This is a genomic window from Dendronalium sp. ChiSLP03b (assembly GCF_034531165.2).
Classification (GTDB): Bacteria; Cyanobacteriota; Cyanobacteriia; order Cyanobacteriales; family Nostocaceae; genus Dendronalium; species Dendronalium minutum.
On the sequence record NZ_JAVRBR020000018.1, the window covers coordinates 1 to 13,531 of the forward strand.

Here is a 13,531-nt window from a genome sequence, read left to right on the forward strand (position 1 = left end):
CCTTTCGAGGCTTTAATTTCTAAGTTTTGGCTATAAATTTTAGTTACTGTTAGAAAATAAAGGCTCAAAGCTTGACTCAATCAAAGTTTCAGAATCTTGCTTCGATTATTGTTTTCCGAGAGTGACAGAACAGGGATAAGCATCGCCTCTCAATGATTGCAGAGTGTCAAGATTGATTCGATGGGTAAAATTTTCAATGATTTCTCCCTTGCCCCATTTGAACTCGTCAGTTCAAAGTTGACAGACTATTACTATGTGAACATTTGATTGTCAGTGCTTTAATCTCTAACGCACTCATGATATATATACAAAGCTGCAAATTTGCTGGACTCACTTCCAGAGTGACCTATGGGACAAATCATTACTCAGGTTGATGCCTTTACCAATCAGCCCTTCGCAGGTAATCCTGCTGCTGTCTGTGTTTTGCCTACTCCCCGGGATGATGCCTGGATGCAAAACGTAGCGCACGAGATGAATTTATCTGAGACAGCTTTTCTGGTTAGACAAGACAATGGTTTTAATCTGCGTTGGTTTACGCCAACTGTGGAAGTACCGCTTTGTGGTCATGCAACCTTGGCTAGTGCCCATGTACTCTGGTCAGAGGCACATCTTTTACCCGATGAAGTCGCGCGTTTCCATACCAAAAGCGGAGTACTCATCGCTAAGCGGCAAGGTGAGTGGATTGAGTTAGATTTTCCAGTAAATCACTCACAAGTAAGAGTTGCCCCTCCAGAATTTAGCGAAGCCTTGGGTATACCTTACAAATCTGTCTTCCAGAATTCCCTAGGCTATTTGGTAGAAGTAGAATCTGAAGATTTGGTGCGGCAGATGCAGCCTAATTTCCAGCAGCTAAAAACATTGCCTGTTTCGAGTGTTATTGTTACAAGTGCTACTCACCCTGATTCTAAATACGATTTTATCTCTCGCTTCTTTGCACCAGGATTAGGTATTAATGAAGACCCGGTTACTGGTGCTGCTCATTGCTGTCTGGCTCCCTTCTGGCGCGATTGCCTGGGTAAAGATGAGTTCTTAGCATATCAAGCATCAAGTCGTGGTGGCGTGGTGAAGTTACGTTATAGGGGAAGCGATCGCGTTTTTCTCGCCGGCCAAGCTGTAACCGTGATGCGAGGAGAATTAACCGTCACCTGACCGAACGTAATTTAGTCAAACTCATCCTTAAGATAGTTACACTCGTGAAAATCTACAACTTTTAATATTAAGTGTGTTTTTTAATACAGCAGTTGCATTACAAGGAAATTCACGATTATGCCAGTTTTTGTTGGAACTTTGTTTAACGATACTTTAACTGGATATGTATACGATGACACAGTTAGCGGTTTAGCAGGAAATGATATATTACTCGGCAAAGCTGGCAACGATGATATCAGTGGCGGGGAAGGTAGCGATTGGCTTGATGGTGATGCTGGAAACGACACCCTACGTGGCGATCCTTTTATTAGTGAAGATGAAGATGAGATTTTGAGACTCAGTCCTAAGGCACGAGATGCTCTAAGAGGTGGCCTTGGTAATGATTTGCTGGAGGGCGGCGCTGGCAAGGATACCTTGATTGGCAGTGCAGGGGATGATGTTTTATGGGGTGGTTATAACGATTATGAAGGTGTACTACCATTCTCATCTGGAGATTATGGTAGTTTTATTGAAAAATACAACGACAATGGTAACGATCTTTTAGTAGGAGGATCGGGAAACGACACCTTACACGGCGATTCCATTTTTGCAGATATCCTCTTTAATGGAGTTTTTGCCATTGGTGGAAATGACACACTCGATGGCGGTTCCGGAAACGATCTTTTAGAGGGCAGCTTAGGAGAAGATTATCTCTATGGCGGCTCTGGTAACGATCGCATATATGGCGGTACTTTGAATCCCAACCGACGTCAAAGTGATGCTGGCGACGACCATCTCTATGGTGGCTCCGGTGACGATCTCCTAGCGGCCAGTATTGTAGATATCTATTTTGGTAGTGGGAGGAATGACTTTCTAGATGGTGGTGCAGGCAACGATACATTATATGGAGAGGCTGGAAGTGATTTCCTAGATGGTGGTGCTGGTAATGATGTGCTAATTGGTGATACTGATTTCGTTTTTTTTCGACAAAATACTGTTGATGTGGTTGACACCTTGACAGGTGGTGCTGGGTCAGACCAATTTATTCTAGGATCGGATGTGCATGGATTAACTCTGTATGGTCTAGCGTTTGGTGAAGAAAGTACTTTTACTGAATACGCAATTATTACTGACTTCAACACTAACCAGGACATTATCCAACTTGCCAAATCATATTATCCTAGCGATTTGGGTTTATATTACCCGGCCAATTATGTTTTGGGTTCTGCTCCTGTTGGTCAAACAGGGACAGGCATATATATTGACCAAGAAGAACAGGCAGATGTACTAGTTGCGGTTGTACAAGGAGTTTCCAATTTGAGTCTTAGCGAGAGTTATTTTCGTTTCGTTTAGACTAGACTAAAGCCGTTCTGTACAAGTGGGTTAATCGTTAGAATTCCAGAAAGCTGGGAAAATATAGCTCAATGACTTCTTTCCAAGGATTATCGTAATCACTGGATCGCTCGATCGGGAATTAAAACAAAAAGTACCTTTGCGCCATTGGTAAAACTGTTGCAGGTTCACAAATAAGCAACTCACCGTCTGCCCTGACTTCATAGGTTTCGGGATCGACTTCAATCTTAGGTAGGACATCATTCAGTTTCATATCCCGCTTACTGAGTTGACGTGTCCCGGAAACTGCAACTGCGGTTTTTCGCAAACTCAATTGTCTAGGAATATCCTTGTCTAAAGCCGTTTGGGAAACAAAGGTTAAAGAAGTTGCATGACGCGCACCTGCAAAACTGCCAAACATTGGTCGCATATGCACAGGTTGCGGTGTTGGAATACTGGCGTTGGCATCACCCATTTGCGACCATGCGATCGTGCCGCCTTTAATCACTATTTCTGGTTTCACACCAAAAAATGCTGGATGCCACAAACACAAATCTGCTAGTTTTCCCTCTTCCACCGATCCAACATACTGGGCAATACCATGTGTAATCGCCGGATTAATAGTATATTTAGCAACATATCGCTTTGCTCGGAAATTATCTGCCCTTTGTTCTGCTCCTTGTGGATTAAGGATTCCTCGCTGCACCTTCATTTTGTGGGATGTCTGCCAAGTCCGAATTATTACTTCTCCTACTCTTCCCATCGCTTGGGAATCGGAAGAAATCATACTAAACGCGCCTAAGTCGTGCAAAATGTCTTCGGCGGCAATGGTTTCTCGGCGGATGCGGGATTCAGCAAAGGCAACATCTTCGGCGATCGCTGGGTCGAGGTGATGGCATACCATCAACATATCCAGGTGTTCGTCTAAGGTATTGACGGTGTAAGGGCGGGTAGGGTTAGTGGAAGATGGCAAGACGTTAGCTTCACCGCAAACTTTGATAATATCTGGTGCGTGTCCACCACCTGCGCCTTCGGTGTGGTAAGTGTGGATTACGCGATTCTTGAAAGCGGCGATCGTATCTTCCACAAATCCAGCTTCATTGAGGGTGTCGGTATGAATTGCCACCTGCACATCATATTCATCAGCAACGCTGAGGCAAGTATCAATTGCTGTGGGTGTAGTTCCCCAATCTTCATGCAGTTTTAACCCCATCGCACCAGCTGTCACTTGTTCTGTAAGTGCTTTGGGTTGGCTAGCGTTACCTTTGCCTAAAAATCCTAAGTTCACAGGAAAAGCATCAGCGGCTTGCAACATCCGGTAAATATTCCAAGGGCCTGGGGTACAGGTAGTGGCGTTTGTACCTGTGGCTGGCCCCGTCCCCCCGCCAATCATTGTAGTAATACCGGAAGCGATCGCCACTTCAATTTGTTGGGGACAAATAAAATGAATATGACTATCAATTCCGCCAGCAGTGAGAATCATTCCTTCGCCTGCTAAGGCTTCAGTTCCAGGGCCAATAATGATATCTACATTATTTTGAATATAAGGATTTCCAGCTTTACCAATTTTGAAAATCTTGCCATCTTTAATGCCAATATCTGCTTTGACAATACCCCACCAATCGAGAATTAAGGCATTAGTAATTACTAAATCTACAGCACCATCCGCGTTAGAAATTGGAGATTGTCCCATCCCATCTCTGATAACTTTACCGCCGCCAAATTTCACTTCGTCGCCGTAAGTGGTGAAGTCTTGTTCAACTTCAATAAATAATTCTGTGTCTGCAAGTCTAACGCGATCGCCTACTGTCGGCCCATAAGTTTCGGCGTAGGCGCGGCGATCCATTCTGTAAGGCATAATACATTCCTTGAAACTAAGGTTAGAATCGAGTTTAAACGCAAAGGAGCGCAAAGATACGCGCAAAGGTACGCAGAGTATGGATGAGAATGATTTGAGTGGGACAATAATTGGTTGTGGAATGCGAGTGCATACGGCGTTGGAACCAGGGTTATTGGAGTCAGCTTATGAGGAGTGTTTGTATTATGAATTGAAGAAGAGATTTAATGTTGGTAAGCAAGTTCCATTACCGCTTATTTACGAAGAGGTGAAATTAGATTGCGTTTATCGATTAGATTTAATAGTCGAAAATAAAGTAATTATTGAAGTTAAATCTGTGGAATCGATTCACCCAATTCACTCCGTACAACTTTTAACTTATCTCAAACTGACTAATTGCAAACTTGGTCTTATTCTCAACTTTAACGTCCTCCACCTCAAAGAAGGCATTAAACGTGTAGCCAATAAACTCTAACTTTGCGTACCTTTGCGTTTACCTTTGCGTTTAAAGATTGCCATTAACTTTGCCATTAAAACCGTAAACTTGTCGACTACCAACCAAGGGTACTAATATAACTTCTTTTTCGTCGCCTGGTTCAAAGCGGACTGCGGTTCCTGCGGGGATATCGAGGCGCATTACTCGCGCTTGTTCTCTATCAAAGTTTAAAGCGGTGTTAACTTCATAAAAGTGAAAATGAGAACCGACTTGTATGGGGCGATCGCCTGTATTAGACACTTGTAATTTAACAGTAGAACGACCAACATTTAGTTCTATTTCACCTTCTGGTGTAATGATTTCTCCAGGAATCATAATAATTGCAAAATCCTCAAACTAACGAATTGGATTATGTACTGTTACTAACTTTGTGCCATCAGGAAAAGTTGCTTCCACTTGCACCTCATGTACCATTTCTGGTATTCCTTCCATCACGTCATCGCGTGTTAACAGTGTTACACCATAACTCATTAATTCTGCTACAGTTTTCCCATCTCTCGCACCTTCTAAAATAGCAGCAGAAAGATAAGCAACTGCTTCTGGATAATTCAGTTTCAAACCTCTTTCCTTACGTCTTTCTGCTAATAGTCCAGCTGTAAAAATTAATAATTTGTCTTTTTCCTGCGGCGTAAGTTGCATTCTTACCTCCTCTGGGGTTCAAACCTGCCAAACTCTTGGTATGCAATTACCACGACTCAAAAAATTAACTCGTAGCATTTGCCAAACAGCTGTAAACCAGTTTCTCACCTCAGATGTAGAATAACCACGATATCTACACAAAAATCCATTTTGTAATTGACTAACTCCAGCTTCGCCTTCCCCATTCCATAAATTTCGTGTTTTTTCGACGATTTCCACTGAAACAGGATTTCCAACCCAAACTAGACTACCCACTATGGGTTTTCCAAACAATCCGTGGGGACTGTGGAAAATTTCTTCGTTACCTAGTAGCCATTGCCGATCGATCCACAAGGGAACGCCTTGCTGCCAAATTTCGGTATGCGATCGCCATTCTCCCTGCAAGAATTTTTCTCCTCTAGCACTGCGACCAAATCGAGTAATTTCCCAACCTAAATAATTGGCTCCGGTTGCTAATTCTACCCGTAAATCTTGCCGATAAATCGCACCGTTAAATAAAATTGTTTCCTGTGGCAACCATTCTAAACAAGCACCAGCATCAACTTGTATTTCGATGGTTTGTCTAGCTTGCAAGCTGTTACTGCGATATATCTTACTGGCGGCGGCTGTGGTAATTAAAGCTTGTGCATCGGGTTGAAGGTGAAAATTCAGGGAAAGGCGATCGCCTCCCACAACTCCCCCAGCGGTATGTAAAATTACGCTATGGCAAACTTTTGCGCCTTCTGGATAAAACGGGCGTTGCACCTTTAGCGGTGCTTGATGGTGATTGTAAATTAGCTGGGTTGTGTTTTGGCGATCGGCATAAACTAAGTTAAGTTTGCCATGCCAGCTTTCTGCTGTTTGCGAGTTGCAAGTCATTTATAAATTAAACATTAAATTTCAGGTGCATTATATTTCGTGAAAGTACCTCACTACTTATTAACCTGAAATTTATTATTTTTTCGTCAAAATTCCTAATGAATGATAACCGCTAATATTGTCATCCAATGTTAAAAAAAATTAATAAATTTACGCTTTTACTCAATGGAGTATAAATCAGTAAATTCCCTCAAGCTTCTAGCAATATAGTTTTGATAAAAATTATTATGCAATTTACTTTTTTCTAAATATCACAAATTATGACTAAGAAAAATTATCAAAATAAAAACTGTGATTTAGATGTTTTAGTTCAGGATGTTCAATCTTGGTTCGTCCAGCAAGGATATCAAGTACAATTTAATAAAGCAGAAGGAGCATAGATTATACAACCTCAGAAAACAGAGACTTGGAGAAAAGTCGTTGGAGCATCAAGAGCTTTTAATGTGTTAATTGAGGGATATTCTAATAACTTTTCTATTGAATTAGGAACAGGAGAGTGGGCAACCAACTTAGCAGCTGTCGGTGTTGGTACTTTGTTGACGGGAGGTGTTAGTTTGATAGGCAGTGGATTAGCTGCTGGATGGTCGAAAAAAATAGAAGGAGATATTTGGAATTTTATTGAACAAAAGGTGATATTTGGTGAAAGAGCAAAATCGAACAGAGAAATTGCTGTTATAAAAACACAAGAATCTTTAGAAGAGAAGCTTAGGCAACTAAAAGAAGTATTTGAGCAGAATTTAATAGATGAAGTAACTTATAATTCCAAAAAAAAGGAGCTTGAAAATCAAGCAATAGACCAGAAAAAAAATAACGAACTGAACGAGAAATTGATGAAGCTTAAGAATGCTTTAGATACTGGTATCTTAAGTCAAATAGAATATGAAACAAAGAAATCAGAATTAATGACACAGACTTCAAATGCTGATTTAGAAAATAAACTTGCTCAGTTGAAAGCTGCTTTAGCTACAGGCATCTTAAGTCAAGAAGAATTTAATAAAAAAGCTGCTGATATTAAAAGAGAGATTTCCTTTAGTGAGAAATTGAAGCAACTTGAAGGTGCTAGGAATTCTGGAATTCTCACAAATGAAGAATTTGAACAAAAGAAGTCACAAATACTAGCTACTAATATCTAATACTAAATTAATTAAAACTAAACTATGATGGCTGTAGTCAATACAGATAATCATAACGGCGATCGCACTCTCTTTCAGATTGCAAGGTGCGATCGCTTTATTATCAAGCTATATAGATATTTAAAAACTGCACATAAATAATGTGTCAACATCAAAAAACATAGCAAAATGTCTAATGGAGTATTCTAACAGTCTTATTGCTCTTTCCACTTCTTGATGCATGTAGGGACTTTTTTGTATTTGTTGTCTAAATTTAATCGTAATCCATGTTAACTGATCAGCTTCATTCCATCTCAGATACTCAAGCTGACCTAGTGTATTTGGACTTAGACTTTTATCTTTAGCAGCTGCATTAAGGACATCTTCTAGTTTTAGATCGAGAAATTTTCGTGCATACATTGCTTGTATTTCTAATGTGTAATTCATAAAAAGTTTCCTTAAATAACTCGATTATAACTATTATTTTTTGTCTTATTATTCGCAGGTTATACAAAAAAACAGCCGCCTCCACAAGGGAAGCAACTGTTTTACAAATAGGAGGCTACAGGGTATTAGTAATCGAAGTCACCACCAGCACCAGCACCAGCAGCAGGAGCGCCGTCTTTAGGCTCAGGCTTGTCAACTACGATACATTCGGTTGTCAACACCATACCAGCGATAGAAGCAGCGTTTTGCAGAGCAGAACGAGTCACCTTAGCAGGGTCAACAATACCAGCGGCTAACAAATCGACGAATTCGTTGGTCGCAGCGTTGTAGCCAACGTTAAATTCTTTTTCTTTAACGCGTTCGGCGATGACAGCACCATTCTGACCAGCGTTTTCAGCAATCCGCTTCAGAGGCGCAGGCAAGGCACGAGCTACAATCAAAGCACCAATCAACTCTTCACCTTTGAGGTTGCCGTTTGCCCACTCTTCCAGAGAAGGAGCGAGGTGAGCCAGAGTTGTACCACCACCAGGAACGATACCTTCTTCTACAGCAGCTTTGGTAGCGTTGATAGCGTCTTCTAAACGCAGCTTCTTGTCTTTCATTTCGGTTTCGGTGGCTGCACCCACTTTCACCACAGCTACACCACCAGAGAGTTTAGCAAGACGCTCTTGCAGCTTTTCTTTATCGTAGGAAGATTCGGTTTCTTCGATTTGACGACGAATTTGCTCGACACGAGCCTTGACTGCAACTTCGTTACCTTCGGCAACAATTGTGGTGTTGTCCTTGGTAATGGTGATGCGGCGAGCTTTACCCAGACCATCAATCTTGGTGTTTTCCAGCTTCAGACCAGCATCTTCGGTGATTAATTGACCGCCAGTCAATACAGCGATATCTTCTAGCATAGCTTTGCGGCGATCGCCAAAACCAGGAGCTTTCACAGCAGCAACGTTGAGTACACCGCGCAAACGGTTGACCACTAAGGTTGCCAAAGCTTCTTTTTCAATATCTTCGGCGATAATCACCAAAGGACGACCAGCACGCGCAACTTGCTCTAACACTGGTACGAGGTCTTGTACTAAAGCGATTTTCTTATCGGTTAGCAGGATGAAAGGCTCATCGAAAATTGCTTCCATCCGCTCAGGGTCGGTTGCAAAGTAGGGAGAGATGTAGCCTTTATCAAAGCGCATCCCTTCGGTGATTTCCAACTCGGTGAACATAGATTTCCCTTCTTCTAGGGAAATTACGCCTTCCTTACCTACCTTGTCCATTGCTTGGGCAATCATCTGACCGACTTCTTCGTCGTTACCAGCTGAGATAGAACCGACTTGGGCAATAGCCTTGGAATCTTCCACCGGACGGGCGTATTCAGCAATTTTATCTACGAGGAAGCTGGTAGCTTTGTCGATACCACGCTTCAGCAAAATCGCATTAGCACCAGCTGCAACGTTCCGCAAGCCTTCTTTAACAATTGCGTGAGCTAAAACGGTAGCGGTGGTGGTACCATCGCCCGCAGCATCGTTGGTCTTAGAAGCAGCTTGACGAATCAGAGCTACGCCAGTGTTTTCAATATGGTCTTCTAATTCGATTTCTTTGGCGATGGTTACACCGTCATTAACGATTTGGGGAGCGCCAAATTTCTTTTCTAGGACTACGTTACGACCTTTGGGACCAAGGGTAACAGCTACAGCCTCAGCCAGGATATCGATGCCTCGCTCTAAGGCACGACGGGCGTTTTCGTTGTAGATAATGCGCTTTGCCATAGTTGTTTAGTTGTTAGTTGTTTAGTTGTTAGTTGTCTTTTGTTAGTTGTCAGTTGTGAGCCAGTACGGTCTTGGGGAGGCAGTGCGGTGGACGGGTTCCCCGGCATAAAGCACCTGCCGTGGTTTCCACACCACTTGCTTCAACGCTTTTAACCCGCACAACGCAGTGTCTCTCCAACGCAGTAGCTCCTCATAAGTAGCTAGCGTTAGCGATAGCGAAGTGTTAGCGAGTCATCGAGCGTCGGAACGAGCGTCATCCGAAGGAGCAGTTGTCAGTTGCCACTGACCACTGACCACTGACCACTGACTAATGACTCTTGACTAAGCAACGACTGCTAAAATGTCTTTTTCAGAAAGCAGTACATATTCTTCGGTGCCGAGTTTGATGTCGGTGCCAGCGTACTTGGAGTACAGCACCTTATCTCCGACTTTAATTTCCAATTCCTGACGGCTACCGTCGTCATTACGTCTGCCAGGGCCAAGGGCGACTACTTCCCCTACTTGGGGCTTTTCCTTGGCCGTGTCGGGCAAATACAGACCACCTGCGGTCTTTTCTTCAGAGGCGCTCACTTTCACGAAAACGCGATCGCCTAAAGGTTTGACTGTAGATACGCTTAGAGATACAGCTGCCATACAAATTTTCTCCAGAGTTAGCACTCTCAACTCCTGAGTGCTAATTTACCGAAGAGCGGCATGAAATGGCAATAATTCATTGTGTACGGGTTCCCGAACTAGGTAATCGCAGTCCCACGTAGGTACTAATACCTAATTATTTAGAGCTTGCGGGTTCTCTTCCGTAAGTTACGAATATTTTTATATGGTCAACTTTATTTGCAAAGCTTGGAAATTGTTATAGAACTGTAATCAGGGAGCCGCTCAATGAGTAACAATACAGTGATCCAGCCCAGCCGAAAAATCCCCAAAACCACTAAAAATCCAGACAATAAAGCCTTAAGTAATTGTGTAGAAACTCTAGGACTTGCAAAAATTCAGCGACACATTTTTATTTGTGCTGACCAGACAGTTGCTAACTGCTGTTCAAAACAAGCTAGTCTTGAATCTTGGGAATACTTAAAAAAGCGTCTGAAAGAGCTAAAACTCGATCGCCCGCACGAAAGTCGTCCCTTTTGCATCTTTAGAACCAAAGCCAACTGCTTGCGAGTTTGTTGTTCTGGGCCGATAATGGTTGTTTACCCGGATGGTGTCTGGTATCGCCAAGCAAACCCGGAAGTTATTGAGCGGATCATCCAAGAACACTTGATAGGCAATAGGGTGGTGGAAGAATATGCATTTTTAACCCATCCTTTGCCGGAAACTCCCTTACTTGCTTGCGATCGATTGATAGAGGCTTAACATCCGGAGGATATAGTAAAGCGGTAAGCCAATGAAAGCGCGGGTTGTTTTGTAGCTAGGGTCATCTTAAGCCAATACTTACTTGTGAACTAGAAGGATTATTATTTAATCAGTGTTTTTCCACCCGCTACTTTCAAAGGGATATATAATAGCGCATTATAAACACTACTGCTCTACGTATCCTTACTGGACTTTTGCCAATGAGCTAGTGGTCTCCCAGAAAGTAATTAATACTTTTGAGACTTCGAGGACGCAAAGGCAAGTTAAGTGGGAAAAAGAACAACATCTCGATAATCCACGATAGAGGATAACCATTCAAGACCTTGATGGACCGAAGCGCGACAAGTGCCACTGCTATGAAAGAGCCCAGCATGAAAGATCACAAACGACTTCTATTAATTGATGATGACCCTAACCTCATCTTGCTGGTGAAGGATTACTTGGAATTCAGAGGATATGAAGTCATCACTGCTGAAAATGGACGAGAAGCTCTGGAAATCTTAGAACAAGAAGTTCCAGATATGATCATCTGTGACGTAATGATGCCGGAAATGGACGGATACACTTTTGTCGAACAAGTCCGGCAAAACGAACGTACTGGCTGGATTCCCGTTCTCTTCCTTTCAGCCAAGGGACAAAGTGCAGACCGAGTTAAAGGGCTGAATAAAGGTGCTGATGTATATATGGTCAAGCCCTTTGAACCAGAAGAACTCGTAGCGCAAGTAGAATCTTCGCTGAAACAAACTATCCGTTGGAAAGAACACCAAGCCAAAGGAGGAGAAAACGGTTCCCGCATCCAAGTACCTTTTGATGTACAGTTAACCCCAACCGAGCTAAAAGTGGTGCAGTTTGTAGCTAGGGGTTTAGCTAACCGGGAAATTGCTGAAGAATTAAATGTCAGCCAGCGTACTGTTGAAAGCCATGTGTCCAACATGTTGGGCAAAACCAATCTCCACAACCGCACTGAATTAGCGCGGTGGGCGATTGAAAATCAAATGGCTTAAATAGCTATCAGCGTTCAGCCGTCTTTAACTGACTGCTGACAGCTGATAGCTTTATTATTGGTCTGTTGTTTTGGGGTAGATTGGCAGAAAATTGCAGCTAGCCAATCTCCACTTATTTTTGTGGCGTTGCATAGTTGCGGGATGATTTAGCAACTTCTAAAATTCTCCCCCTGCTTCCCCTGCATCCCCTGCCTCCCCTACTTACCCCAATTTATCCCACTGTTATGCAACGCCATTTTTGTTTATCCTATCAAACTTTTAGGTATTACCAAGGCAAGCGATCGCTAACACACATCCGACCAAGAGGGTAACTCAACCAACTTACACATGTTGCCCAAACAACCTCCATTTATTGGTAAAATAGCAGTTCTGCTCGTGGACAAGCATCTGTACCATGTTTTGCAAGCGATATTGCATTAATAACATTGTATACACATCCGTTCATTAAATTCTGCTATTAAAATGCTGAGAGTTTTAGGAAATTCTACTACGCCTCAACCCAACACAAAAAATTTAATTTTTAACAATAATACCTGATACCTTTTATTTAAGGTTGCCATGTATGACAATATCTGTAAATTCATTACCGAAAACTTCAAAGATGACTTGGCAACTTGGTTATTAGGTTCACCGATTTAATTAACAGAACTTAGCCCTACTGAATTATCAACTGAACCAATTCGTGCTGATTCGTTAATCTTATTACAATCTGATAATTTAGTTCTACATACAGAGTTTCAAACCGACGCTGATGAAGATATCCTCTTTAGGATGTTAGATTACCGGGTTAGAGTTTATCGCCGCTTTCCTAATAAACAAATGCGTCAAGTAGTAATCTATTTAAGAAAAACAAGTTCAGAACTAGTCAGTAAAACTAGTTTTAAATTAAACAACACTTACCACCAGTTTGAGGTAATACGGCTGTGGGAACAACCAACAGACAGATTTATGAGTATTCCAGGCTTATTACCCTTTGCCGTGCTAAGTCAGACAAACGATCCTACAATGGTATTAATCCAAGTAGTTAAAGCAGTTGAAGCAATTAGCGATCGCCAGCTACAAAGAAATATAGCAACTGCTAGTGGAATTCTAGCAGGTCTAGCTTAAAGAAAAATGTAATTAGCAAGATTTTAAGAAGTGAGATGATGCGCGAATCAGTCATTTATCAACAAATCCTAGAAGAAGGCGAAGCCAAAGGTAAAGCAGAAACAACAAGAAAGTTGGCTTTAGATTTGTTGCGAATTGGAATGAGTTTAGAGCAAATTGCTCAAGTTACGGAATTATCTATTGAGCAAATTCAAGTTTTACAAGAGGAGATTCAAAAAACTTAAATAAATCGGTGAGAAGAATACTGAGTTTCAAACCGACACTGATAAAGATATGCCCTTTAGCAAACCATTGATAATTACTGAGTAATTCTGGGAATACTTGTCTTAGGTCAAAAGTATCATACAGGGCTTCAGTATAGATTTGATGTCAGAAAACAATAAATCATCAGAATTAATCTATTTAGTCCACTGGGAATAACTATCGCCCTTGCTATTACGGGTGTATTGTGGAACTAA

The 13,531-nt window shown here is 41.9% G+C and carries 14 protein-coding genes and 1 pseudogene; 7 read left to right on the forward strand and 8 right to left on the reverse strand.

Annotated features, from left to right (window positions below):
- Nucleotides 1-348 precede the first annotated feature (348 nt).
- Both RMY31_RS04655 and RMY31_RS04660 read left to right on the forward strand, forming a co-directional pair.
- A complete protein-coding gene (locus tag RMY31_RS04655) occupies nucleotides 349-1,149 on the forward strand; it encodes a PhzF family phenazine biosynthesis protein (protein WP_322665307.1) in 801 nt (266 codons plus the stop codon).
- Between the two features lie 117 nt (nucleotides 1,150-1,266).
- Complete coding sequence (locus RMY31_RS04660) at nucleotides 1,267-2,481, forward strand: calcium-binding protein (protein WP_322665305.1); 1,215 nt, start codon at nucleotides 1,267-1,269, stop codon at nucleotides 2,479-2,481.
- A gap of 121 nt (nucleotides 2,482-2,602) precedes the next feature.
- On the opposite strand, the gene ureC is transcribed toward RMY31_RS04660, so the two are convergent.
- The gene (gene ureC, locus RMY31_RS04665; RefSeq protein WP_322665303.1) at nucleotides 2,603-4,318 is read right to left on the reverse strand and encodes an urease subunit alpha; all 1,716 of its coding nucleotides are present in this window, start codon (nucleotides 4,316-4,318) and stop codon (nucleotides 2,603-2,605) included.
- A gap of 79 nt (nucleotides 4,319-4,397) precedes the next feature.
- Here ureC and RMY31_RS04670 point away from each other — a divergent pair, with 79 nt between their 5' ends.
- Entirely contained in the window at nucleotides 4,398-4,772 is a 375-nt protein-coding gene (locus RMY31_RS04670; RefSeq protein WP_322665301.1) for a GxxExxY protein, read from the forward strand.
- 30 nt (nucleotides 4,773-4,802) lie between these two features.
- On the opposite strand, the gene RMY31_RS04675 is transcribed toward RMY31_RS04670, so the two are convergent.
- Genes RMY31_RS04675 through RMY31_RS04685 form a run of 3 tightly spaced genes read right to left on the reverse strand, consistent with a single transcriptional unit; the run spans nucleotide 4,803 to nucleotide 6,290 of the window.
- Nucleotides 4,803-5,108: an urease subunit beta gene (locus RMY31_RS04675; RefSeq protein ID WP_322665299.1), complete on the reverse strand. Its 306-nt coding sequence runs from the start codon at nucleotides 5,106-5,108 to the stop codon at nucleotides 4,803-4,805.
- A 21-nt stretch (nucleotides 5,109-5,129) separates the two neighbouring features.
- Entirely contained in the window at nucleotides 5,130-5,432 is a 303-nt protein-coding gene (gene ureA / locus RMY31_RS04680; protein WP_322665297.1) for an urease subunit gamma, read from the reverse strand.
- An 18-nt stretch (nucleotides 5,433-5,450) separates the two neighbouring features.
- Nucleotides 5,451-6,290 (reverse strand): urease accessory protein UreD, encoded by an 840-nt coding sequence (locus tag RMY31_RS04685; protein WP_322665295.1) that lies wholly within the window; start codon nucleotides 6,288-6,290, stop codon nucleotides 5,451-5,453.
- 443 nt (nucleotides 6,291-6,733) lie between these two features.
- Between RMY31_RS04685 and RMY31_RS04690 the strand changes: the two genes are divergently transcribed.
- Entirely contained in the window at nucleotides 6,734-7,423 is a 690-nt protein-coding gene (locus RMY31_RS04690; RefSeq protein WP_322665293.1) for an SHOCT domain-containing protein, read from the forward strand.
- Between the two features lie 120 nt (nucleotides 7,424-7,543).
- Here RMY31_RS04690 and RMY31_RS04695 read toward each other — a convergent pair whose 3' ends face one another.
- The 4 genes from RMY31_RS04695 to groES all read right to left on the reverse strand — a co-directional run bounded on the left by RMY31_RS04695 (nucleotide 7,544) and on the right by groES (nucleotide 10,242).
- Nucleotides 7,544-7,849 (reverse strand): hypothetical protein, encoded by a 306-nt coding sequence (locus RMY31_RS04695; RefSeq protein ID WP_322665291.1) that lies wholly within the window; start codon nucleotides 7,847-7,849, stop codon nucleotides 7,544-7,546.
- 125 nt (nucleotides 7,850-7,974) lie between these two features.
- Nucleotides 7,975-9,609, reverse strand: a complete 1,635-nt coding sequence (groL, locus tag RMY31_RS04700) for a chaperonin GroEL (protein ID WP_409877335.1) — start codon at nucleotides 9,607-9,609, stop codon at nucleotides 7,975-7,977.
- A 49-nt stretch (nucleotides 9,610-9,658) separates the two neighbouring features.
- Nucleotides 9,659-9,787 (reverse strand): hypothetical protein, encoded by a 129-nt coding sequence (locus RMY31_RS04705; RefSeq protein WP_409877337.1) that lies wholly within the window; start codon nucleotides 9,785-9,787, stop codon nucleotides 9,659-9,661.
- A 143-nt stretch (nucleotides 9,788-9,930) separates the two neighbouring features.
- A complete protein-coding gene (gene groES, locus RMY31_RS04710) occupies nucleotides 9,931-10,242 on the reverse strand; it encodes a co-chaperone GroES (RefSeq protein WP_322659061.1) in 312 nt (103 codons plus the stop codon).
- 246 nt (nucleotides 10,243-10,488) lie between these two features.
- Between groES and RMY31_RS04715 the strand changes: the two genes are divergently transcribed.
- From RMY31_RS04715 to RMY31_RS04725, 3 genes and pseudogenes are all read left to right on the forward strand, one after another.
- Entirely contained in the window at nucleotides 10,489-10,962 is a 474-nt protein-coding gene (locus tag RMY31_RS04715; RefSeq protein ID WP_322659062.1) for a ferredoxin, read from the forward strand.
- A 326-nt stretch (nucleotides 10,963-11,288) separates the two neighbouring features.
- On the forward strand, nucleotides 11,289-11,966 hold the full coding sequence (locus RMY31_RS04720) for a response regulator transcription factor (protein WP_322659063.1): 678 nt from the start codon (nucleotides 11,289-11,291) through the stop codon (nucleotides 11,964-11,966).
- 558 nt (nucleotides 11,967-12,524) lie between these two features.
- Nucleotides 12,525-13,297, forward strand: a pseudogene (locus tag RMY31_RS04725) (Rpn family recombination-promoting nuclease/putative transposase).
- Nucleotides 13,298-13,531: the final 234 nt, after the last annotated feature.